The sequence below is a fragment of the Mycobacterium sp. NGS58 genome, from assembly GCF_059812385.1.
Map to the genome: position 1 here is coordinate 1 of NZ_JCALCO010000024.1, position 23227 is coordinate 23227.

Genomic DNA, 23227 nt, shown 5'->3' on the forward strand with positions numbered 1-23227 from the left:
CCGGCCTGGTGCATCGCGACGTCAAGCCCGAGAACGTGCTGATTTCGGACGACGGCGAGGTGAAGATCGCCGACTTCGGCCTGGTCCGGGCCGTCGCGGCGGCCGGAATCACCTCTACCAGCGTGATTTTGGGCACCGCGGCCTACCTGTCGCCCGAGCAGGTGCGCGACGGCCCCCCACCCAATCAAGCCAGCCCGCGCAGCGACGTCTACTCCGCGGGGATCATGACCTATGAGCTGCTGACCGGGCGCACGCCGTTCACCGGCGATTCGCCGCTGTCGCTTGCCTACCAGCGGCTGGACACCGACGTGCCGCCGCCCAGCGCGGCCATTGACGGCGTGCCCGCGCAGTTCGACGAATTCGTGGAGCGCGCGACGGCCCGCGACCCGGCCGAGCGGTATGCCGACGCGACCGAGATGCGCGCCGACCTCGAGGCTATCGCCGAAGAGCTTGCGCTGCCCTACTTTCGGGTGCCGGCGCCACAAAACTCCGCACAACACCGGTCGGCGGCGCTGCAGCGGAGCCGGACCGCCCCACGGCCGGACGCTGCGCGGCAACCCGGACCGACCGGCCCGGCGCCGGTACGTCAACCCACCCGCCGGATGACCCGGGGCCCCGAGGATTGGCCGGAGCCGGAACGCCCGCCGACAGACGACGAGCCCGAGGATGACTACGAATACGAGCCTGTCTCAGGCGAATTCGCGGGCATCCCGATCAGCGAATTCGTCTGGGCGCGCCAGCACGGCCGCCGCATGGTGCTGGTCTGGGTGGCGCTGGTGCTGGCGATCACCGGGCTGGCCGCCGCCGCGGCCTGGACCATCGGGAGCAACCTCAACGGACTGCTGTAGCCGGGCAGGGCCCGGCGAACACCGCCGGAGGAAGTCAGTCGCGCAGCATCTCGGCGACGAGGAACGCCAGCTCCAGTGACTGCTGCGTGTTCAGCCTTGGGTCACAGGCGGTTTCGTAACGGCCAACCAAGTCGGTGTCCGAGATGTCTTGCGCCCCACCCAGACACTCGGTGACGTTCTCGCCGGTAATCTCGACGTGGATGCCGCCGGGGTGGGTGCCCAGCGCTCGGTGCACCTCGAAGAATCCCTGCACCTCGTCGACGATGCGGTCGAAGTGGCGCGTCTTGTAGCCGTTGGACGACTCGTGGGTGTTGCCATGCATCGGGTCGCACTGCCAGATCACCTGGTGACCGGTGGCCTGGACTTTCTCCACGATCGGGGGCAGCAGATCGCGAACCTTGTTGTTGCCCATCCGGCTCACCAGGGTCAGCCGGCCGGGCTTGTTGTGCGGATCGAGCCGCTCGACGTATTCAACGGCCAGTTCGGGGGTGATCGTCGGGCCGATCTTGACGCCGATCGGGTTGGCGATCACCTCGGCGAAGGCGACGTGGGCGCCGTCGAGCTGGCGGGTCCGCTCGCCGATCCACACGGTGTGCGCCGACAAGTCGTACAGCTGCGGTTCGCCGCTGTCGCTTTCCGACAGGCGCAGCATGGACCGCTCGTAGTCCAGCACCAAAGCCTCGTGGCTGGCGTAGATCTCAGCGGTCTGCAGGTTGCGGTCGGCCACCCCGCAGGCGCTCATGAAGCGCAGGCCGCGATCGATCTCGGTGGCCAGCGCCTCGTACCGCGCGCCGGCCGGGGAGGTCCGGACGAACTCCCGGTTCCAATCGTGCACCAGGTGCAGCGAAGCCAATCCCGAAGACGTCAGCGCGCGAACCAGGTTCATCGCCGCGCTGGCGTTGGCGTAGGCGCGCACCAAGCGGGACGGGTCGTGCTCGCGCACGGCGGCGTCCGGGGCGAAGCCGTTGATCATGTCGCCGCGATAAGACTTCAACCCGAGCGCGTCGATGTCTGCAGACCGCGGCTTGGCGTACTGCCCCGCGATGCGGGCCACTTTGACCACCGGCAGGCTCGAGCCGTAGGTCAGCACCACCGCCATCTGCAGCAGGGTTCGTACGTTGCCGCGAATGTGGGGTTCGGTGTTCTCCGTGAACGTCTCCGCGCAGTCGCCGCCCTGCAGCAGGAACGCCTCACCCCGCGCCACCTGGGCCAGCTGCTCTTGCAACCGGACGATCTCCGACGGCACCGTCACCGGGGGCACGCTCTCCAGCACCGTACGCATAGCCGTCGCCTGGTCGGCAGGCCAGCTGGGTTGCTGGGCGGCCGGTTTGGCCAGCGCGGCATCCAACCGGGCCCGCAGATCGGTCGGCAGCGGCGGCAGCGGCGGCAGCTGATCGATCGGTATGTCGACGGTCCAGTTCATCGGTTCATCTTAGCGGGGGCGCGGATGCCCCCGGTCAGGGCTGATCTGCGCGAACGCGACTCGGCGGGCGCGTTCGGCCCGCGGTCTCAATCCCCGGACGTGATGAGCCGGTATCTGCGGAGCTGATCGCGGGCGTCGACCAGCGCGTCGTGCGCATCCGACGGCCGCGGCGGCATGCGGGGGCTGCCCCGGTCTTCCCATAGCTGTCGCAGTTCCCGGGTGAATCGGGGGATGTCCCGCGGCAACTCCGGCATGGTCCCCCACAACTGGCACAGGGCCACGTGGTCGTAGGCCGCCACCCACGCCCACAGCTCGATCGGCTCACGGGCCGCCGTGGGCGAATTCAGGCCGAAAAAGGCCTCCAGGTCTTCCCGGATCTGCCGACGGGAGCGCCACAGCTGCGACGCCGGCGGCGGCAGCTTGGGCAGCACGTTGGCACGCACCCAGGGGCCGGCGCGCTCGGGGTCGAATTCCGTGGACACCGCGTAGTACTCACGGCCGTCTTCGGCGGCCACCCCGATCGAGATCAGCTCGATGGTGCGGCCGTCCTCGATGAATTCGGTGTCGTAGAAATACCGCACCGGGGAAGCCTAGACCGGCGACGGCGAGCGCCGGGACGGCGCGATCGGACACGACGGGCCACCGGCTCCAGCGGCGGACTATCGGCTGATCAGGATGGGCCCGGTGGGCGCGGGCGCGGGGTGTACCTCGTGGTCGAGCGTGGCGTCGACGGTGCGTTCGTCGGGCAACCGCGGTGTGCCGGCGATCGCGCACTGCAGGTACAGCTTGGCCCGCACTACCGGGCGGCGCAGCGTCCGCTCGCGTTGCAGCGCGCGACGCATCTTGTCCGGCCGCGTGGAGTACCGCCAGCGGGCCCATGGGGCGTGCGGACGCGACAATCGGATTGCGCCGATGACCAGCAGGATGACCAGGAACATGCCCAGCAGGCCGGTCCACACCTTGCCCTTGAGCACCACCACGACCGCCAGCGGCAGCGTCAAGGCCATCGCGCTGCCCACCACGGCCCGCAGCGCCGCCGAGTCGACGCCGTGCCAGATCGGCAGGAAGAACATCAGCGGGTGCAGTCCCATGATCAACAGCCCGGCGACGGCCACCGCGGCGAACACCGCGTCCACCGAGGTGCGGCCGTCCTCGGACCAGTAGACGTCGGACAGGTGCAGGATCAGCGCGTACTCGTCCAGGACCAAAGCGGCCCCGATTCCGAAAAGCGTTGCGGCAACGATGAACTCGGGCTCATGACCGTCAATTGACAACGTGACCAGCATCAAGCCCGACAGCAGCGTCAGCACCACCCCGAAGGTGACGTGGTGGATGTGCACTCCCCCGACGTGGACGTTGCGCGGGTGCCACCAGCGGGTGGGGCGGCCGTTGGCGGCGCGGTGGCGGATGAAACGCACGAACGTGCGCGTGACGAAAAACGTCAGGATGAAGGCGACCAGGCAGCACAGCAGTGGCAGATGGCCACTGTCGTGAACGTCATGTGCGAACCATCGGGTCACCTCGGCCACGAACGAATGGAGCACCATTGAAACCTACGCCTGTCCGCGCCCGCGCCGTGGGACGCGCTGCTCCAGGCGGGTCGGGACCCGCGCACCCATTACGCTGTTGTGCGACATGAGTACACGGCAGGGGCCCGGCGTGGGCAATCGACCCGGGTGGGTGCTGTGGTGGTCGCTGGCTTGGCTGGTGGCCGCGGCGGGGCTGGGCTATGCGGCGTGGCAGCTGTTCGGGCACACGCCCTATCGCATCGATATCGACGTCTATCAGATGGGCGCGCGGGCCTGGATGGACGGCCACCCGTTGTACCGCGGGGATGCGCTGTTCCACACACCGATCGTGGATCTGCCCTTCACCTATCCGCCGCTGGCGGCCATCGTGTTCTGCCCGTTCGCATGGATGCACATGCCCACCGCCAGCGTCGCGATCACCGCTTTGACGCTGGTGCTGCTGGTCGTGTCGACCGTGCTGGTGCTGGCCCGCCTGGACGTCTGGAGCGCCTCGAGGGCCCTGCCCGGCCCGGCCTGGCTGCGCAGGTTGTGGCTGGCCATCGTCGCCGCGGCGGCCGCGTCGGTCTGGCTGGAACCGATCAGCTCGAACTTTGCCTTCGGCCAGATCAACGTCGTGTTGATGACGCTGGTGATCGCCGACTGTCTGCCACGGCGCACGCCGTGGCCGCGCGGTTTGCTGCTGGGCGCGGGCATGGCGTTGAAGCTGACCCCGGCGGTGTTCTTGCTCTATTTCCTGCTGCGACGTGACAACCGCGCCGCGCTGACCGCGCTGGCGTCATTTGCGGGGGCGACGCTGCTCGGTTTCGTCCTGGCCTGGAACGACTCGTGGGAGTACTGGACGCACACTGTGCACCACACGGACCGGATCGGTTCGGCGTCGTTGAACACCGACCAGAACGTCGCCGGCGCCCTGGCCCGGCTGGGGCTCGGAGAGCAGGACCGGTTTCTGCTCTGGGTGGCCGCATCACTGCTGGTGCTCGCGATGACGGTCTGGGCGATGCGGCGGGCGCTGCGCGCCGACGAGCCCACGCTCGCGCTGGTGTGCGTCGCGCTGTTCGGGTTGGTGGTGTCGCCGGTCTCCTGGTCGCACCACTGGGTCTGGGTGCTGCCGACGGTGCTGGTGACCGGGATCGTGGGCTGGCGTCGCCGCAACGCGGCGCTGATGGCCATCAGCGCCATCGGGGTGGCGCTCATGCGCTGGTCGCCGATCGACCTGATGCCCAAGCATCACGAGGCCAGCGCCGCCTGGTGGCGTCAGCTGGCGGGAATGTCCTACGTGTGGTGGGCGCTCGCGGTCATCGTCACGGTCGGAATCACCGTCACCGCCCGCGGGGTCGCGCGGGATGCGGCACCGCAGCAGTTGACGCCGGTTACCGCCGCCGGCTAACTGTAGGAGGTCACCACGTTGGTGACGCCGGTGGTGAGTCGTGATGCTGGTGGCTGGCCGTCGGCGGCAGAGTGTGGTCGATGGTAGTTGAAGTGGATGTTCCAGACCTTGAGCGCTTCGGCGCGCTGGGCTTCTGAGGTCCAGGTGCGGGCGTAGAGGAACTCTTCGGCCAGGATGCGGTGATATCTCTCCACCTTGCCGTTGTGGCGTGGGGTGTAGGGCGTGATGCGTTGATGCCGGGCCCCGTGCAGGACGTGGACGAAGTCCTTCGCGCGGTAGCAAGAGCCGTTATCGGTGACGATCCGTTGGATGCGGTCGATCCCGTGCGCAGCGAACCAGACCCGGGCCCGGTGCATGAATCCGATTGCGGTGATGGCCTTTTCATCACTAAGCGCTTCTGTATAAGTCAACCGGGAGTAGCCATCGACTGCAGAATGCAGATACACATAGCCGGCTCGCGTTCCTGCTGCGGTGGCCACCGCCACGGCTTTGGCCTGGACGCTGCCCTTGCCGTGCACTCGCCACCCGCCACCATCGGGGATGCGGCCGACCTTCTTGATGTCGACGTGCACCATGTGTCCGGGGTGGCGGGCGATGATGCGTTGCGGTACCCGGTTCAGATCCCCGCTGGGGTCAAGGAACCTGCGCCGATGCAAACCCAGCACCACCAGCTGCCGGCTCACGGTGCGGCGGCTGATCACGATGCCGCCCGCATTCAGTTCGAAGGCGATCCGCGTCGCAGACCACTTGCGGTCCCGGCGCATCGCCTCAATCACAGTTATGACCTCGGGCGGGGTGGCCGTGGGCTGGCGCCTCGGCGCCGATGAACGATCGTGTAGGCCCAGCTCACCGAACTGCCGGAACCGATTGACCCACTTGGAAGCACACGCCCGCGAGATCCCCATCTCAGCAGCGATATGGGCGATGGGACGCGATTGACAACGCTGCACCAGCCGCTTGCGACCTTCAACAGACAACGGGGCATTACCGTGAGTCATGGGACGGGTTGCTTCAAGTGCGTGGACGAGTGATTGGCGTTTCTCATCCTGCCGACGAAGGACCCGTCCTCCTCACATCCCGACCGTGTCGGCGTCTACAACGTCATGACCCGCAACAGCTAACCCGCGGCGGTCTCGGGAATCCGCACCGCCTCGCCGTTGGCCGCGCCGCCGCTACCGTCCTTTTTCAGGCTCGCCGCATAGATGTCGACGTACTCCTGGCCGGACAGCCCCATCAACTCGTAGATCACCTCGTCGGTCACGGCCCGCTCGATGAAGCGGTTGCCGGCCAGCCCGTCGAACCGGGAGAAGTCCATCGGCTTGCCGAACCGGACGGTGACCCGGCCGAACCGCAGCATGTTCGTCCCCGGCGGGTTGACGACGTTGGTGCCGATCATCGCGACCGGGATCACCGGCACACCGGTCTCGAGGGCCAACCGCGCCAGCCCCGTCTTGCCCTTGTACAGCCGCCCGTCCGGCGAGCGCGTTCCCTCGGGGTACATGCCCAGCAACTTGCCCTGGCTCAGCACCTGCTGGGCGGTGTTCAGCGCGGCCTGGGCGCTGTCGGCGTCGGTGCGATCGATCGGCACCTGGCCGACGGCGGTGAAGAACCAGCGCTGGAACCAGCCCTTCAAACCGGTGCCGGTGAAATACTCCGCCTTGGCCAGGAACGTGATTCGGCGCCGCACCACCAGCGGAAGGTAGAAGCTGTCCATCACCGCCAAGTGGTTGCTGGCCAGAATTGCCGGACCGGAACTCGGAACATGTTCTAAGCCCTCAACTTTCGGCCGCCCAAGCAGCGACAGCAGCGGGCCGAGGAGCACGTACTTGAATAGCCAGTACCACATGGCCCTCCCTCTCGGCTGTAGGCGCTGATGTTCTGCGCCAACTGTACCCATCCCCCTCGGCGGGGACCACCTGCGACGCAGCCCGCTCACTCCTCGAGCGTCACCGGGATGGGCTGATAACGGGTCCGCGAATCTTTGGCGTCGCCCGGCGGGGCGGGTCCGCCGCCGGGCGCACCGTCCGGCGGTTCCGGCGTCGGCTTGGCGGACCGGTCGATGTCGTTGACGATGTCGCGGACCACCTCGAGCAGGGCGACGCTGTGGTCGGCGATCGCGGTGAGCAGCGGGTGCTGGTCGCCGGTTGCCAACGCGGCCAACGCGCACACCGGGCACCAGATCTGCTGACACTTGCCGGTGCCTTTACCATTCGGGCCCGCGCCGGCCGTCAGCGCCGCCGCCGCGCGCACCGCCGGGTCAATGCCGTCCAGGATCGTCTGGGCAAGCCTGCGCAGTTCCGGACCGATGTCGGAATGAGCCCCACTCACTTCGGCCACACCTCCGGATCTGGTCGAAATCGCACCGTCAGCTCGCTACCCCGCAGATGTGCGTCCAGTACGGTGCACCGCCGAAGTACTGATGCCAACCTAACCCGGCGCCGCAATCCCCCGGCACTGATGATCAGATCGTCATCGACGCGGCCCAACGTCAGGGCCGACGGATCGAGTTGTGGCAACGCCAGCCGCATCCGGTAGATGGACCCCAGCCCCGTCCCGGACTCGAGGTCCACGGTGGGCCGCAGCGGGCCGGGTGGGGCGGCACCGCCTCGCCGCCGGGCGGCGTCGAGCAGCCCGCTCAGCGCCTTGGCGCCGATCGGTTCGCCGGACAGGTGCGGGGTCATCACCAGCGCCACCTCACCGATGGTGGAGTCGAGTTCGTCGAGCACACCCTGCTGCTCGACGATGCGCTCGGTATACCAGTAGAAGGCCGGGTGCTCGGGCAGGTTGCGGTACTCGTATGAGTCGTCTTGCAACAGAACCTGGTTCACGATCAGCTCTTCGACGCGCACCCCCATCAGGGCCAGTGAGCCCAGCGTCCGGGCCGCCTCGGCGGCGACCACCCGCTCGGGGGTCAGCACCAGGTGCGCGCTGACCAGATCGCCGTCGGTGAGCAACGTGCTGAGCGATTCCATATGCGAGCTGATCCGCTCCAGCAGTTCGGCCACCGCCGCCGACCGGGCATCGTCGGCGCTGACGGACAGCCGGCGATGCCGCGGCCAGGCCCGCTCGACATACAGCCCGAAGGTGGCGGGCAGCGTCAACATCCGCAGGGCATCGGCGGTCGACGCGCAGTCGACCACCACGCGGTCCCATCGTCCGGAGCGGGCCAGTTCGCCGACGGTGTGCAGACCGAGCACTTCCTGAACACCCGGTAGGGCCGAAAGTTCCTCGGGCGCAATCGTACTCAGTTCGGAGTCGGGAAAGCGCCGATCCAGCGTGGCGACAGCGTCATGCCACCGGGCCTCGAGCAGGGCCAGCGTGTCCAACGCCAGTGCGTCGAGGAACCCGCCACCGGCCTGAGCTTGCCCGGTTTCCAGGTCGGCAAGCACGCGCACCGGTTCGCCCTGGTTCGGCGGGACGGCGACGCCCAGGACGTCACCCAGCGAGTGCGCCTGGTCGGTGGAGACCACAAGCACTCGCTGCCCGGCGCTCGCGGCGCCGACGGCGGTGGCGCAAGCCAGGGTGGATTTTCCTACCCCGCCTTTGCCGACGAAAAGGCTGATCCGGGCCGGGGCAGGCGCAGCGGACTCACTCAGCCTCGACTCGTTTCTTGAGATCCTTCAGCGCGGTGTCGGTCAACCGGCGCTCGGCCTTGCGCTTGAGCAGGCCGATCATCGGCATGGCCAGGTCGACGGACAGTTCGTAGGTGACTTCGGTGCCAGATCCTTTGGCCGCCAACCGATATGAGCCCTCAAGGGAACGCAGCAGCGAGCTCGACACCAGCGTCCAGCTCACCGATTGGCGATCTTTGGGCCACGTATAGGACATCACCATCGTGTCCTTGATCACCGTGGCGTCCATAACGATCCGCGCAACTTTGGGGTAGCCGTCGGCATCCTTCTCCTGAACCTCGGCTTCCTTGTACTCCGAGATCCACTGCGGGTAGGAATCGATATCCGCGATCACCTGCATGACGGTGCCCGGGTCGGCTTCGATATAGATGGTTTGCGTCGTCTTCTCCGCCACCTGGTTATTGCCCTCTCTCCCGCGAACGGGTCGACCCCTCCGATGTGGGGGACCCCTCGGGTCTCGGTCCGACACGGTACTCTCTGCGCGGACCCGACCCGGCTAAACTACCGGAGAAACTCCGACCGGGCGTGACCGTTCCAGTGTTGCTTTGACCTCGAAGGCCATTTTCTTGCCCGCCACCCGACGGCGGTGCGTCATCTTCGGCAAATTCATCTTGGCCAGCTGCCAGGCCGCCACCCCGGTCGGCTCGGCATGTAAGAAGTAGTGCAGCACGACGCCGTCCAGCGACGGCTCCAGCCAGATCTCCATGGTGCCGGTCAGCGCGCCGGCGACCGTCCACCGGATGCCTTTGTCCCCGCGATCCTCGACGACCTGCAACCGCAGGTCCGGCCACCAGCGGCGCCAGCTCGACTGATCGGCGACCGCGGCCCCGACCCGTGCGCCGTCGGCGGCGACAAACGTCTCATCCGCGATCTGGATGCTGTTCATGAGCACAGCTTCACACACCGGCGCACGGCGCGCCGAGGGCGCTGCCGACGTCACGGCGGGCAATCGCGGGTCCGGCCTTCACCACTCTGTCCGTGCTGGGTCAACGGGCGGATTAGGCTGGTCAACGAACAACCCGGCTCCCGGGAAATCTTCACGAGGTCAATCGAGGTCATAAGAGTGCGTGAGTACAGCGTCCCCGCCCGCTTTTCCGTCGGCGAGAACGACAACATAGCGGCGATGGTCTTCGAGCACGAGCGCGATGACCCCAACTTCGTCATCTACCAGCGTCAAGTCGACGATGAGTGGGCCGACGTCACCTGCCGCGAGGCGGCGGATCAGATCCGCTCCGCCGCACTCGGTTTGATTTCGCTGGGCGTGCAGGCCGGCGACCGGGTGTCCATCTTCTCGGCCACCCGCTACGAATGGGCGATCCTCGACCTGGCGATCCTGTCGGTGGGCGCGGTGACCGTGCCGATCTACGAGACGTCGTCGGCCGAGCAGGTGCGCTGGGTGTTGCAGGACTCCGAGGCGGTGCTGGCGTTCGCCGAGACGGACGAGCACGCGGCGATGGTGACCGAGCTGACCGCCGAACTGCCCGCACTGCGCCGGGTGCTGCACATCGACGGTTCGGGTCCCAAGGCACTCGACCAGCTGGTGGAGGCCGGCGCATCGGTGGAGCCGGCCGAGCTGACCGCGCGCCTCGAGGCACTGCGGGCCGAGGACCCGGCGACGCTCATTTACACCTCGGGCACCACCGGGCGACCCAAGGGCTGTCAACTGACACACTCGAATCTGCTGTACGAGACCCGCGGCGCCAAGGAGAGCCTGCCGACGCTGCTGGACGAGGGACAGCGGCTGCTGGTCTTCCTGCCGCTGGCGCACGTGCTGGCGCGCTCACTGACGTTGTCCGCGTTCGCCAATAAGGTCACCGTCGGCTTCACTAGCGACATCAAGAACCTGGTGCCGCTGTTCGCGGTGTTCAAGCCGACCGTGGTGGTGTCGGTGCCGCGAGTCTTCGAGAAGGTCTACAACACCGCCGAGCAGAACGCCTCCAACGACGGCAAGGGCCGCATCTTCGCGACGGCCGTGCAGACCGCCGTCGACTGGAGCGAGGCGCAGGACCGCGGCCGCCGCGGGCTCGCGCTGCGCGCCAAGCACGCGTTGTTCGACCGGCTGGTGTACAACAAGCTGCGCGCCGCGCTGGGCGGCGACTGCCACGCGGCCGTCTCCGGCGGTGCGCCGCTGGGCTCGCGGCTGGGGCACTTCTACCGCGGCGTGGGCCTGACCATCCACGAGGGTTACGGCCTGACCGAGACCAGCTCGGCGATCACCGTCAACCAGGTCGGCAACGTCAAGATCGGCACCGTCGGAACGTTGGTGCCCGGCAACAGCATGCGCATCGCCGACGACGGGGAGCTGTTGGTGCGCGGCGGCGTGGTGTTCACCGGCTACTGGCGCAACGAGCAGGCCACCGAAGATGCCTTCACCGACGGCTGGTTCAGGACCGGCGATCTGGGCGTGCTCGACGAAGACGGCTTCTTGAAGATCACCGGCCGCAAGAAGGAAATCATCGTGACGGCCGGCGGCAAGAATGTCGCGCCGGCCGTCCTGGAAGACCGGCTGCGGGCGCATCCGTTGATCAGCCAGGCGATGGTCGTCGGGGACAACAAGCCGTTCATCGGCGCGTTGATCACCATCGACCCGGAAGCGTTCGACGGCTGGAAGCAGCGCAACCAGAAGGGGGCCGGCGCGTCGGTGAGCGATCTGACCACCGATCCCGACCTGGTCGCCGAGGTGGACGCGGCGATCAAGGACGCCAATCAGGCGGTGTCGCACGCGGAGTCGATTCGCAAGTTCCGCATCCTGCCCGTCGATTTCACCGAGGACACCGGTGAGCTGACGCCGACGATGAAGGTCAAGCGCAACGTGGTGGCCGAGAAGTTCGCCTCCGACATCGAGGCCATCTACGAGAAGGACTAGCCGGCCCGCGTCGAGCCGGGCATGGCAGTCAGCCGAGCAGCGTACCCAACCGTTCCGCCAGGGTGTCCCAGCGCCATTGGGCCGTCACCCAGTCGCGCCCGGCAGCGCCCATCGCGGCGGCCCGGTCGCGATCGGTCAGCAACTCGGTGATGGCGTCCGCGATCTCGTCTACCGCGCGGCCGTCCACGACCAGCCCGGTCTTGTTGTGCCGCACCGTTTCTGGCGCTCCACCCGATTTTCCGGCGATCACCGGCACGCCGGTCGCCGACGCCTCGAGGAACACGATGCCCAGCCCTTCGACGTCGAGCCCGGCGCCGCGGGTGCGGCAGGGCATCGCGAACACGTCCGCCAACGCGTGATGCGTGGGCAGCTCGGCGGCCGGTACGCCGCCGGTGAAGGTCACGTCGTCGGCCACCCCGCACTCGCGGGCCAGTGCGCGCAGCGAATCCGCGTACGGGCCGCCGCCGACGATGACCAGGACGGCGCCCTCGACGCGTCGCCGGATTGACGGCAGGGCCTTGATGAGCATGTCTTGGCCTTTGCGCGGCACCAGCCGGGACACGCACACCACGGTGGGCCGCTCCCCCAGCCCGTAGCGGTCACGCAGCCGCGCGCGGCCCGCCGGATCGGGCCGGAACCGGTCGATGTCCACCCCGGGCGGCAGATGTTCCAGCGAAGCCTTGGGGCCGAAGGCCGGCGCGAACCGGGAACGCGTGTAGCGGCTGACGAAGGTGACGACGTCGGTGTCGTCGCCGATGCGGCGCAGCACCGAGCGCGCGACCGGAAGCATCGACCAGCCGACCTCGTGGCCGTGCGTGCTGGCCAGCACCCGGCTCGCGCCGGCCCCGCGGGCACGCTGGGCCAGCAGCGCCAGCGGCGCGGCCGCGCCGAACCAGACGGTGTCGATGCCCTCCTCGGCGATCAGCCGCCGCATCCGGGTATCGACCGCCGGGACCGGCAGCATCAGCGTGCCTGGGTGGCGCACCACCCGATATTTGGCGGCCGCGTCGTAAGCCTCGGCGCCCTTCCATTGCGGCGCGTACACCGTCACCGCGTGCGACCCGGCGTCGACCAGCCGGCCGACGAACTCGCCGAGGTACGACTGGATGCCGCCCGGTCGGGGCGGAAAGTCGTTGGTTACCAGCAGGACCCGACTCACGTGCGTCAGGCTAGCGTGGCGATCACGCGGCCCGCGCACACGGTCCGAGCTGGGCCGGGGCCGTGCACCGGGCTGACCGGCGCTAGTGGGTCAGCCACTGTTGCCAGCCCGTGAGCAGGGCCGCCGGGCTGGTGCCGAGCACGTCTTGGCTGGCGGCGGCCACGTCGGCGTGACGGATGCCGCAGGTGGCCAGGTACAGGTCACGCAACTTGGCCGGCCCGTAGGCGTCGGCGACGAATCGCGCGAACCACCAGGCACGGTCGTAAGCCAGCGAGCGCTGCGCCCCCGGCTCGTCCAGGTCGCTGTCGGTTGGCAGCGCCATGGGCAGCAAGCTGTCGGCAGGCACCGGCGTGGGTGGGCGGCCGACGAAGTCGGCCACCCCTTCGGTGAGCCAGCGGGGCGCATCCGCGACGGTGTCGGTGCGGGCGGCGTAGTGAAAAAGCTCGTGGGCCAACACGATTCGCAACGATGCCGTGCTCATTCCGGCGGCGCCGGGCGCGAACACGATCCGCTGGCCGACTGCAGCCCGGCGGACGGGATCGACGCGGTCGACGACCGTCACGGCCGCGATATCGGCCCACTGGGACGCCGGTCCCCCACCGGCCGCGGCCCGGAACTCCTCGTCCGTCGCGGCCGCAACCACGGAGATCTCGCGGGTCCAGTCGACACCCCAGAACGACTCCACCGCGGTGATCGCCGCGCCGATGTTCGCGGTGACCCGGGCCAGCAACCGGTCACTGGCGGGCCCGCCGAGGCCCAGCAGCCGCACCGTGCGGTCGCCGACTGTGATCGACTTCGTCGACCCACTGGCCTGGCTGCGGGCGGGCATCACCAGCTGGGCCGGCCGTATCCGGCTCTCGCGCGCGGCGTCGAACGGCACGGCCGCGGCCACCAGCAATTCGACAACGAATACCCAGGCCAGCAGTACCGGGAGCCGCCGGCGTCGCGGTCGGGATCGTCTAGTAACGGCGAGCGTCGTAGATCGGGCCGCCGGCGCTCATTGGCGCCACCCGGACCGGCACGCCATAGGTGGAGGAATGGATCATCATGCCGTCACCGATGTAGATGCCGGTGTGCGAGGCGTCGGAGTAGAAGGTCAGCACGTCACCGGGCTGCAGCTCGCCCAGCGAGACGGGCTGGCCGCCGTGCGCCAACGCCTGGCTGGAGTGCGGCAACGAGATGCCCGCCTGCTGGAATGCCCACATCACCAGGCCGGAGCAGTCGAATCCGCCGGGCGCGGAGCCGCCCCAGACGTAGGGCGAACCGACCTGGGTCAGCGCGGCCTGCACGACGGTGGCGCGGTCGCCGCCGCCCACACCGCCGCCGGGAGCCATGCCGGGCATTCCGGGTATCCCGCCGGCGGGCGGAGCCTCACCCGGCGCCTGGCCGGGCGGTGCGCCCGGGGGCGCCGCTTCGGGCGCCGGGGCGCCCGGGGCGGGCGCGGCCGGGCCGGGGTTGGCCAGCGCGGTGCGCTGATCCGCAGTGAGAGAAAGGTACTGGGACTTGACGACCGCGATCTGCACCTGCAGCTGGCTCTGCTTGGACTGCAGACTCGCGCGGACGGCGGCGGCCTGTTCGGCCGCGCTCTTGGCGTCAGCGGCCGACTTGGCCGACTCCCGCTCGGCCTTAGCGGCCTGTTCCCCGGCGATCTGGTAATTCTTCATTTGGCTGGCCATCTGGGTGGCCATCACCCGCTGCACGGCCAGCTTGTCGATCAGGCCCTGCGGCGAGCCCGCGGTCAGGATGGCCTCCATGCCGTCGACGTGGCCACCCATGTAGGTCGCGGCGGCCAGCTTGTTCACCGAAGCCTGATACGACGACAGGTGCGCCTTGGCCGCATCGACCGCGGCCTGGTCGTCGGTGTGCTTCTTGTCCGCGGCGCGCTGCGCGGCCAGCTTGTCGTTCAGGTCGAGCTGGGCGCTGTGCATGGCCTCGGTGGTCTGCTCGGCCTGACGGGACAGCTCGTGAAGCTTTGCCGTAGCGTCTTCGGCCGGGTCGGCCCACGCGGGGGCGGTCATGACACCGGAGAAGATCGCGAAGCCAGCTAGTGTCCCTATGGCCGAACGTGTGAGGACACGCGCAACCGGGTACCTAGAGTCAAGCCTCAAGATTTGCTTCCTTAAACGGCCATCGACGGATTTGGTCGTCGGACTGGTTTAGGTCTCAAACAGGTTACGAAACGATATCGGCGTTTGTCCAAAGCGAGCGGTTAAGAAATTAGAAAGAATTCTGTCATTTCTATGTGATTTGTTTCGCGTGGCGCGAGGACCTTTGTGGGACAAGCTGATTAGGCTACACCAGATCCTCGATCCCGACGAATTGGGACCAGGCGAAGTCGCGGCGCCAGGCCGACCTCGGCAAGAACCTCCAGAGCCGCCCGTTCATCCTGCAATAAAGTATCCGGGACCCCGAGTATCACGCTGACGACGCAGTCGCGGCAGCCGGGGCCGCGCACGGCGCACTCGTCGCAGTCGATCACCACGGGCGTCCCCGGCTCCGGCGGTGTCATCCCGATGTCGTCAGGTTCAGTTCTCGGTGCCATCGGATCGGTCCTCTCGCTCTGGCTTCGGCGAACATCACGCCGCACTGCCCGAACGGTAACCGTGGGCACCGACACGTATCCCTTCCCGGATTCCGGCCGCGCGCCCGGCGTGGGAGCCGGGCGGGTGTCGGTCGTCAGCCTTAACGTCACCGCCGTGGCTTCCAGGGGTGCGACTCAGCTGAGCTTCGCCGACGTGGGGTCGCCGTTCACGCCGGACGAACTGTCGCTGCGCGAAACGACGTTCGTCGTGGTCGACCTGGAGACCACCGGCGGGCGCACCAAGAGCACCGGCGGAACCGTTCCCGACGCGATCACCGAAATCGGGGCGGTCAAGGTGCGTGGCGGCGCGGTGCTCGGCGAGTTCGCCACGCTGGTGGACCCACAGCGCAGCATCCCGCCACAGATCGTGCAGCTGACGGGCATCACCACCGCGATGGTTACCGACGCACCGACTATCGACGCGGTGCTGCCGATGTTCTTGGAATTCGCCGGGTTCGACCGAGGAGCCGTGCTGGTCGCCCACAATGCCGGGTTCGACGCAGGCTTCCTGCGTGCCGCCGCGCAGCAATGCGATATCGCCTGGCCGCGGCCGCAGGTGTTGTGCACGGTCCGGCTGGCCCGCCGGGTGCTCAGCCGCGAGGAAGCCCCCAGCGTGCGGCTGGCCTCCCTGGCGCGGCTGTTCGCCGTGGCCACCCAACCCACCCACCGTGCCCTCGACGACGCGCGTGCCACCGTCGACGTGCTGCACGCCCTCATCGAGCGAGTGGGCAACCAGGGCGTGCACACCTACGCCGACCTGCGCGCCTACCTGCCGGACGTGACGCCCACCCAGCGCCGCAAGCGGGTGCTCGCCGAGGGCCTGCCGCGCCGGCCCGGCGTGTACCTGTTCCGCGGGCCGGCGGGCGAGGTCCTCTACATCGGCACCGCCGTCGACCTGCGACGAAGGGTCAATCAGTACTTCAGCGGCGCCGACCCCCGGGGCCGCATGAAGGAGATGGTCGCGCTGGCCGGCTCGGTCGACCACGTCGAATGCGCCCACGCGCTGGAGGCCGGCGTGCGCGAACTGCGGCTGCTGGCCGCCCACGCCCCGCCGTACAACCGGCGGTCGAAGTTCCCGCACCGATGGTGGTGGGTGGCGCTGACCGAGGAGGCATTCCCCCGCCTGGCGGTGGTGCGGGCGCCGCGGCACGGCCGCGCCGTCGGTCCTTTCCGGGCCCGCGCCGACGCCGCCGACACGGCCGCCCTGCTGGCCCGGTTCACCGGGTTACGAACCTGCACCAACCGGCTGGGGCGCTCGGCGCTGCACGGGCCGCTGTGTGCCGAGGCGGAGGTGTCGCCGTGCCCGGCCGCGCGCGACGTCACCGCCATCCAGTACGCGGCCGCCGTGGCGCGGGTCGCGGCGTTGATCGACGGCGTGGACAACACAGCGCTGACCGCGGCCGTGGATCAGGTGAGCGCACTCGCCGAGCGGCATCACTTCGAGAGCGCCGCGCGACTGCGCGACCGCACCGTCACCGCTATCGAGACGCTGTGGCGCGGTCAGCGGCTGCGCGCCCTGGCCGCGTTGCCCGAGCTCGTCGCCGCCGCACCCGACGGGCAGGGTGGTTACCACCTGGCCGTCATCCGCCACGGCCAGCTCGCCGCGGCGGGCCTCGCCCGGCGGGGGGTGCCGCCGATGCCGGTCATCGACGCGATCGTTGCTGGCGCACAAGCGATTTTGCTCACACCCGCTCCCCTGGGCGGCGCGCTGGTCGAGGAGACCGCGCTCATCATGCGCTGGCTGACGACGGCCGGAGCGCGCATCGTTCGGGTTGCCGAGGACGGCTGGGTTTCCCCGCTGCGGTCGGCCGGAGCCTGGTCGGCGTGGGCCGCGTCGGCGCGCTCCGCGCGACTGGCCAGCGAGCAGGCCCTCCGGGAATCAGACCTGCTGGCCGAACCGCACCCATCGCGCGAGCAGTTGTTCGGCCGCACCGGAATCGACGGCCTTGCAGGCCCGGGCCAGCCCGTCCTCCCACGCCGGCAACCATTCAGCGCGGCTGGATAACCCGGCGTGGGCGACGATCGCACCCGCGGCATTGAGGACGACGGCGTCGCGCACCGGGCCCTTGCTGCCGGCCAGCACCGCTCGCACCTCGGCCGCGTTGGCCTGCGCGTCGCCGCCCAGCAGGTCGTCGAGATCGGCTCTGGGAAAACCGAATCCGGCCGGGTCGAAGGACAGTCTGTCCACCGTGCCGGCCTGCACCCGCCAGATCGTGCTGGTGGTGGTGGTCGTCAGCTCGTCGAGCCCGTCGTCGCCGTGCACCACCAGCACACTGGACCGGCGGGCGGCGAACACGCCCGCCATCACCTCGGAGAGGTCTTCGAACGCGCAGCCGATCAATCCGGCCCGCGGCCTCGCCGGGTTGGTAAGCGGCCCAAGGAGATTGAACACCGTCGGCACCCCGAGCTCGCGGCGCACCGCGGAGGTGTGCCGGTAGGACGGGTGGAACAGCGGCGCGAAGCAGAACCCGATGCCGACCTCGGCGAGGCTGCGTGCCACCTCTTCGGGCCCGAGGTCGATCCGGATGCCGAGCGCCTCGAGCGTGTCGGCGCCGCCGGACAGCGACGAGGCCGCGCGATTGCCGTGTTTGACCACCGGCACACCGGCGGCCGCGGCCACGATGGCCGCCATCGTGGACAGGTTCACGGTGTTGACGCCGTCGCCACCGGTGCCCACGATGTCGACCGTGTCGTCACGGATGGCGTCGGCCGGCATCGGCAGCGCGTGGTTGAGCATCACCTCGGCCAGCTCGATGACTTCGGCCGAGGTGGGAATCTTCACCTGCATCGCCACCGCGAAGGCCGCGATCTGAGCGGGGCTGGCGTGGCCGGCCATGATCTGGTCCATGGCCCAGGCGGCCTGCCCGCGCGTCAGGTCCTGACCGCCGGTCAGACGAGACAGGACCCGCGGCCACGAGGTTGCGGACGCGCCGGACGCCTCAGATGACAAAGCCACGCGCCGATGGTCCCACGCGGACCACACCAGCCCCAACCGTCGCCGCCGGCCGACACCTGCGCGCGCCGGGGCGACGCGCGAGACATCAAATGCCGCCCCGGGTGGAGTTCAACAACTACAAAGCGTCATACTTGCGGATGTGACCAGCGCTGCCGCTACTTCGGGGACTGCAATTACGTCGCGGGTGCATTCGCTGAACCGGCCCAACATGGTCAGCGTCGGCACCATCGTTTGGCTTTCCAGCGAGCTGATGTTCTTTGCTGGCCTCTTCGCGATGTACTTCACCGCCCGCGCCCAATCGGGCGGGAAGTGGCCGCCGCCGCCGACCGAGCTGAACCTGTACCAGGCCGTCCCAGTGACATTGGTGCTGATCGCGTCGTCGTTCACGTGCCAGATGGGGGTGTTCGCGGCCGAGCGCGGCGACGTGTTCGGGCTGCGCCGCTGGTACGTGCTGACCTTCCTGATGGGGCTGTTCTTCGTTTGCGGTCAGGGGTACGAGTACTACCACCTGATGTCGCACGGGACCACCATTCCCGGGAGCGCCTACGGCAGCGTGTTCTATCTGGCGACCGGATTCCACGGCCTGCACGTCACCGGCGGTCTGATCGCCTTCATCTTCCTGCTGGCCCGCACCGCGATGAGCAAGTTCACGCCGGCGCAGGCTACGGCCAGCATCGTCGTCTCTTACTACTGGCATTTCGTCGACATCGTCTGGATCGCGCTGTTCGCCGTGATCTATTTCATCCGATGAGCAAGCGGCTCCGAATAAAAGAATGAACAGGAGTGCTCGGTTGAAGAAACTGGGATCTACCCGATCCGGATCGGCCAAGCCGCCACAGGGGCAGCGTGACCGTTCGCGACGGCGGCTGCGTCGCCGGCTGTCCGGCGGCCTGCTGTTGCTGATCGCGCTGACCATCGCCGGCGGTTTGGCCGCCATCCTGACGCCGCGGCCGCAGGTGGCCGTCGCCGACGAGTCGAACTCGGCGCTCCTGCGCACCGGCAAGCAGCTGTTCGACACGTCGTGCGTGTCCTGCCACGGCGCCAACCTGCAGGGTGTTCCCGACCGCGGGCCGAGCCTGATCGGCGTCGGCGAGGAAGCCGTCTACTTCCAGGTGTCGACCGGCCGGATGCCGGCGATGACCGGTGAGGCCCAGGCGCCGCGCAAGGAACCGATCTTCGACGAGGGTCAGGTCGACGCGCTGGGCGCCTACGTTCAGGCCAACGGCGGCGGTCCCACCACGGTGCGCAACCCGGACGGCAGCCTGGCGATGCGCTCGCTGCGCGGCCAGGACCTCGGCCGCGGCGGCGACCTGTTTCGGCTGAACTGCTCGTCGTGCCACAACTTCACCGGCAAGGGCGGGGCGCTGTCCTCGGGTAAGTACGCGCCGGATCTGGAGCCCGCCAACGAGCAGCAGATCCTGGCGGCCATGCGGACGGGCCCGCAGAACATGCCGAAGTTCTCCGACCGTCAGCTGTCTTTCGAGGCTAAGAAGGACATCATCGGCTACATCAAGGCGGTGACCGAGGAGCGCCAGCCGGGCGGCTACGGCCTGGGCGGATTCGGGCCGGCACCCGAGGGTATGGCCGCCTGGATCATCGGAATGGTCGCCGCCATCGGGCTGGCACTGTGGATTGGGGCACGAGCATGAGCCGCGCCGCGACGATGCAGTCGGGGTCCCCCCAGCCGCGCAGGGGCGAGGGGGCCGAAGCGATGAGAAGGAGCGGCGCAAAATGAGCGACGCCTTGGATCAGGGAGCCGGTCGCGGCTCTGACACCGGCGGGAGCTCGCACGGCGTCGGCCAGCGGGAGCCCGACGACGCGGCACTGGCCGCCATGTCGCAGCAGGAACTGGTGGCGCTGGGCGGCAAGCTGGACGGCGTCGAGACGGTGTTCAAGGAACCCCGTTGGCCGATCGAGGGCACCAGGGCCGAAAAGCGCGCCGAGCGTGGCGTCGCGCTCTGGCTTTTGCTGGGCGGCTTCTTCGGGCTCGCGCTGCTGCTGATCTTCTTGTTCTGGCCGTGGGAGTACAAGCCCAAGGAGGAGGCCGGAAGCTTCCTCTACGACCTGGCCACTCCGCTGTACGGGCTGACGTTCGGGATGGCGATCCTGTCGATCGGGATCGGTGTCATCCTGTATCAGAAACGCTTTATCCCGGAAGAGATTTCGATCCAAGATCGCCATGACGGCGCCTCGCGCGACCTCGACCGCAAGACGGTGGTGGCGAACCTGGCCGACGCGTACGGGGGTTCGACGGTCGGGCGGCGCAAGCTGATCGGGCTGTCGCTGGGAATGGGCCTGGGCGCGTTCGGTCTGTCCACCCTTGTCGCGTTTGCTGGCGGGTTGATCAAGAACCCGTGGAAGCCGGTGGTGCCGACCGCCGACGGCAAGAAGGCCGTGCTGTTCACTTCCGGGTGGACCCCGCGCTACCACGGCGAGACGATCTATCTGGCACGCGCCACCGGCTCCGCGTCCACCTCGCCGTTCGTCAAGATGCGCCCCGAAGACCTCGACGCGGGCGGCATGGAAACCGTCTTCCCGTGGCGGGAGTCCGACGGCGACGGCACCACCCCCGAATCGCAGGAAAAGCTGCGGGCCATCAACCAGGGCGTGCGAAACCCGGTGATGCTCATCCGCGTTCGGCCCACCGACATGGACCGCGTGGTCAAGCGGCAGGGCCAGGAAAGCTTCAACTTCGGCGAGTTCTTCGCCTACACCAAGGTCTGCTCGCACCTGGGTTGCCCCGCATCCCTGTACGAGGAGCAGTCCTACCGGATCTTGTGCCCATGTCACCAGTCGCAGTTCGACGCGCTGCACTTCGCCAAGCCGATTTTCGGGCCGGCCGCACGTGCGTTGGCGCAACTGCCGATCACCATCGACACCAACGGGTATCTGGTCGCCAACGGTGACTTCGCCGAGCCCGTCGGACCGGCATTCTGGGAGAGGACGACAACATGAGTCCGAAATTCAGCCCCCCGAAGATCGGCGATGTCCTGGCCCGTCAGGGCGAGGACATCGACACGCGCTACCACCCGTCGGCTGCGGTTCGCAGACAGCTCAACAAGGTGTTCCCCACCCACTGGTCGTTCCTCTTGGGTGAGATCGCGATGTACAGCTTCATCGTGTTGTTGCTCACCGGTGTGTACCTGACGCTGTTCTTCGACCCATCCATGGGTGAGATCACCTACAACGGCGCCTATCAGCCGCTGCGCGGCGTGGACATGTCGAAGGCCTTCGCATCGACGCTCGACATCTCCTTCGAGGTGCGCGGCGGCCTGTTCGTCCGACAGGTACACCACTGGGCCGCACTGATTTTCGCCGCGTCCATCATGGTGCACCTGGCCCGCATCTTCTTCACCGGCGCCTTCCGGCGGCCACGTGAGGCCAACTGGGTCATCGGCTCGCTGCTGCTGATCCTGGCCATGTTCGAGGGTTACTTCGGTTACTCCCTGCCCGACGACCTGCTGTCGGGCATCGGGTTGCGCGCCGCGCTGTCCTCGATCACGTTGGGCATGCCGGTGATCGGCACCTGGCTGCACTGGGCGCTGTTCGGCGGTGACTTCCCCTGCGGTGGAGTCGGAAACGAATGCGCCACAGCGGGTTACATCATCCCGCGGATGTATGCCCTGCACATCCTGCTGCTGCCCGGCATCATCCTGGCGCTGATCGGGCTGCACCTGGCCATGGTGTGGTTCCAGAAGCACACTCAGTTCCCCGGGCCCGGCCGCACCGAGCACAACGTGGTCGGCGTGCGAGTGATGCCGGTGTTCGCCGTCAAATCGGGTGCGTTCTTCGCCGCGATCGTCGGCGTGCTCGGCCTGATGGGTGGCCTGCTGCAGATCAACCCGATCTGGAACCTGGGCCCCTACAAGCCTTCTCACGTCTCGGCCGGTTCGCAGCCCGACTTCTACATGATGTGGACCGAGGGCCTGGCGCGTATCTGGCCGCCGTGGGAGTTCTACTTCTGGCACCACACCGTCCCCGCTGCCGTCTGGGTGGCGTTGATCATGGGCGCGATCTTCGTCCTGCTGATGATCTACCCCTTCCTGGAGAAGCGGTTCAGCGGTGACTACGCGCACCACAACCTGCTGCAGCGGCCGCGCGACGTGCCGGTGCGCACGTCGATCGGCGCCATGGCGATCGCGTTCTACATGTTGCTGACGCTGGCCGCGATGAACGACATCATCGCGTACAAGTTCGACATCTCGCTGAACGCGACGACGTGGATTGGGCGCATCGGCATGGTGATCGTTCCGCCGGTCGTCTACTTCATCGCCTACCGGTGGTGCATCGGCCTGCAGCGCAGCGACCGCGCGGTGCTCGAGCACGGTATCGAGACGGGCATCATCAAGCGGCTGCCGCACGGTGCCTACATCGAGTTGCACCAGCCGTTGGGCCCGGTCGACGACCACGGCCACCCGTTGCCGCTGGCGTACCAGGGCGCGGCTCTGCCCAAGAAGATGAACAAGCTGGGCTCGGGCGGATCTCCGGGCAGCGGCAGCTTCCTGCGCGCCGACCCGCTGTCCGAGGATGCGGCGTTGCGGGAGGCGGCGCACGGCTCTGAACAGCGTGCCCTGACCGCACTGCGCGAACATCAGGACGGCCTCAACGGTTCGACGAACGGTTCGACGAATGGTTCGACAAACGGCGAGGGCGGCGAGCACTAGCCGGGACAGCCGGGCTCCTCATCGGCACACGGGGCGCCGGAGGAGCCAGGCAATCGGCGACCCGGGTCGCATCAGCGCACCCGCGGGGTGTGTTACCGCGCGGCACAAGCCACCTGCGATCGCAATCCGGAAGTCAACTCCGTCGAGTACTCCGGTAGCCCGTTCGTGTGGTTGACCCGTCG

General features: G+C 68.3%; 21 protein-coding genes and 1 pseudogene. 8 read left to right on the forward strand and 14 right to left on the reverse strand.

The features are described from left to right. Positions 1-848: protein kinase domain-containing protein (locus AC5Y4H_RS20470; protein WP_499984456.1), on the forward strand; the 848-nt coding region annotated here is incomplete at its 5' end. 34 nt (positions 849-882) lie between these two features. Here AC5Y4H_RS20470 and AC5Y4H_RS20475 read toward each other — a convergent pair. From AC5Y4H_RS20475 to AC5Y4H_RS20485, 3 genes are all read right to left on the reverse strand, one after another. Next, entirely contained in the window at positions 883-2271 is a 1389-nt protein-coding gene (locus AC5Y4H_RS20475; RefSeq protein ID WP_499984458.1) for a class II 3-deoxy-7-phosphoheptulonate synthase, read from the reverse strand. An 86-nt stretch (positions 2272-2357) separates the two neighbouring features. Next, on the reverse strand, positions 2358-2852 hold the full coding sequence (locus AC5Y4H_RS20480) for a polyadenylate-specific 3'-exoribonuclease AS (protein WP_499984460.1): 495 nt from the start codon (positions 2850-2852) through the stop codon (positions 2358-2360). Positions 2853-2930: 78 nt separating this feature from the next. Then, positions 2931-3818, reverse strand: coding sequence for a hypothetical protein (locus AC5Y4H_RS20485; protein ID WP_499984463.1), 888 nt, complete (start codon positions 3816-3818; stop codon positions 2931-2933). Positions 3819-3906: 88 nt separating this feature from the next. On the opposite strand from AC5Y4H_RS20485, the gene AC5Y4H_RS20490 reads away from it, so the two are divergent. After that, positions 3907-5187 (forward strand): glycosyltransferase 87 family protein, encoded by a 1281-nt coding sequence (locus AC5Y4H_RS20490; protein WP_499984465.1) that lies wholly within the window; start codon positions 3907-3909, stop codon positions 5185-5187. Here the strand turns inward: AC5Y4H_RS20490 and AC5Y4H_RS20495 are convergent. The 6 genes from AC5Y4H_RS20495 to AC5Y4H_RS20520 form a co-directional block, all read right to left on the reverse strand. Beyond that, positions 5184-6185, reverse strand: a complete 1002-nt coding sequence (locus tag AC5Y4H_RS20495) for an IS481 family transposase (protein WP_499984467.1) — start codon at positions 6183-6185, stop codon at positions 5184-5186. The two genes, AC5Y4H_RS20490 and AC5Y4H_RS20495, sit on opposite strands and share 4 nt — an antisense overlap. 119 nt (positions 6186-6304) lie before the next feature. Then, complete coding sequence (locus tag AC5Y4H_RS20500; protein WP_499984468.1) at positions 6305-7033, reverse strand: lysophospholipid acyltransferase family protein; 729 nt, start codon at positions 7031-7033, stop codon at positions 6305-6307. Positions 7034-7119: 86 nt separating this feature from the next. Further along, positions 7120-7515, reverse strand: a complete 396-nt coding sequence (locus AC5Y4H_RS20505) for a hypothetical protein (RefSeq protein ID WP_499984469.1) — start codon at positions 7513-7515, stop codon at positions 7120-7122. Next, the gene (locus tag AC5Y4H_RS20510; protein WP_499984601.1) at positions 7512-8783 is read right to left on the reverse strand and encodes an ArsA family ATPase; all 1272 of its coding nucleotides are present in this window, start codon (positions 8781-8783) and stop codon (positions 7512-7514) included. The genes AC5Y4H_RS20505 and AC5Y4H_RS20510 overlap by 4 nt, the downstream gene beginning before the upstream one ends. Further along, positions 8776-9213 (reverse strand): SRPBCC family protein, encoded by a 438-nt coding sequence (locus tag AC5Y4H_RS20515; protein ID WP_499984471.1) that lies wholly within the window; start codon positions 9211-9213, stop codon positions 8776-8778. The genes AC5Y4H_RS20510 and AC5Y4H_RS20515 overlap by 8 nt, the downstream gene beginning before the upstream one ends. A 102-nt stretch (positions 9214-9315) precedes the next feature. Next, entirely contained in the window at positions 9316-9705 is a 390-nt protein-coding gene (locus AC5Y4H_RS20520; protein WP_499984474.1) for a polyketide cyclase / dehydrase and lipid transport, read from the reverse strand. A 177-nt stretch (positions 9706-9882) separates the two neighbouring features. Here AC5Y4H_RS20520 and AC5Y4H_RS20525 point away from each other — a divergent pair, with 177 nt between their 5' ends. Then, on the forward strand, positions 9883-11685 hold the full coding sequence (locus AC5Y4H_RS20525; protein WP_499984475.1) for an AMP-dependent synthetase/ligase: 1803 nt from the start codon (positions 9883-9885) through the stop codon (positions 11683-11685). Between the two features lie 28 nt (positions 11686-11713). Here the strand turns inward: AC5Y4H_RS20525 and pimB are convergent, their stop codons facing one another. The 4 genes from pimB to AC5Y4H_RS20545 all read right to left on the reverse strand — a co-directional run bounded on the left by pimB (position 11714) and on the right by AC5Y4H_RS20545 (position 15386). Continuing rightward, complete coding sequence (pimB, locus tag AC5Y4H_RS20530) at positions 11714-12844, reverse strand: GDP-mannose-dependent alpha-(1-6)-phosphatidylinositol monomannoside mannosyltransferase (RefSeq protein WP_499984477.1); 1131 nt, start codon at positions 12842-12844, stop codon at positions 11714-11716. Positions 12845-12926: 82 nt separating this feature from the next. Continuing rightward, positions 12927-13769, reverse strand: a complete 843-nt coding sequence (locus AC5Y4H_RS20535; protein WP_499984604.1) for a hypothetical protein — start codon at positions 13767-13769, stop codon at positions 12927-12929. 34 nt (positions 13770-13803) lie between these two features. Next, positions 13804-14952 (reverse strand): peptidoglycan hydrolase RipC, encoded by a 1149-nt coding sequence (gene ripC, locus AC5Y4H_RS20540; protein ID WP_499984478.1) that lies wholly within the window; start codon positions 14950-14952, stop codon positions 13804-13806. A gap of 179 nt (positions 14953-15131) precedes the next feature. Beyond that, the gene (locus tag AC5Y4H_RS20545) at positions 15132-15386 is read right to left on the reverse strand and encodes a hypothetical protein (RefSeq protein WP_499984479.1); all 255 of its coding nucleotides are present in this window, start codon (positions 15384-15386) and stop codon (positions 15132-15134) included. On the opposite strand from AC5Y4H_RS20545, the pseudogene AC5Y4H_RS20550 reads away from it, so the two are divergent. Continuing rightward, positions 15358-17367, forward strand: a pseudogene (locus AC5Y4H_RS20550) (DEDD exonuclease domain-containing protein); the annotation flags it as partial. The gene AC5Y4H_RS20545 and the pseudogene AC5Y4H_RS20550 overlap by 29 nt on opposite strands. On the opposite strand, the gene trpD reads toward AC5Y4H_RS20550, so the two are convergent. Beyond that, a complete protein-coding gene (gene trpD / locus AC5Y4H_RS20555) occupies positions 17305-18381 on the reverse strand; it encodes an anthranilate phosphoribosyltransferase (protein WP_499984481.1) in 1077 nt (358 codons plus the stop codon). The pseudogene AC5Y4H_RS20550 and the gene trpD overlap by 63 nt on opposite strands. A 139-nt stretch (positions 18382-18520) precedes the next feature. Here trpD and ctaE point away from each other — a divergent pair, with 139 nt between their 5' ends. From ctaE to qcrB, 4 genes are all read left to right on the forward strand, one after another. After that, on the forward strand, positions 18521-19132 hold the full coding sequence (gene ctaE / locus AC5Y4H_RS20560; protein WP_082971318.1) for an aa3-type cytochrome oxidase subunit III: 612 nt from the start codon (positions 18521-18523) through the stop codon (positions 19130-19132). 40 nt (positions 19133-19172) lie between these two features. Continuing rightward, positions 19173-20030: a cytochrome bc1 complex diheme cytochrome c subunit gene (qcrC, locus tag AC5Y4H_RS20565; protein WP_499984483.1), complete on the forward strand. Its 858-nt coding sequence runs from the start codon at positions 19173-19175 to the stop codon at positions 20028-20030. Positions 20031-20112: 82 nt separating this feature from the next. Continuing rightward, positions 20113-21336, forward strand: a complete 1224-nt coding sequence (gene qcrA / locus AC5Y4H_RS20570) for a cytochrome bc1 complex Rieske iron-sulfur subunit (protein ID WP_499984484.1) — start codon at positions 20113-20115, stop codon at positions 21334-21336. After that, positions 21333-23045, forward strand: a complete 1713-nt coding sequence (gene qcrB, locus AC5Y4H_RS20575; protein WP_499984485.1) for a cytochrome bc1 complex cytochrome b subunit — start codon at positions 21333-21335, stop codon at positions 23043-23045. The genes qcrA and qcrB overlap by 4 nt, the downstream gene beginning before the upstream one ends. Positions 23046-23227: the final 182 nt, after the last annotated feature.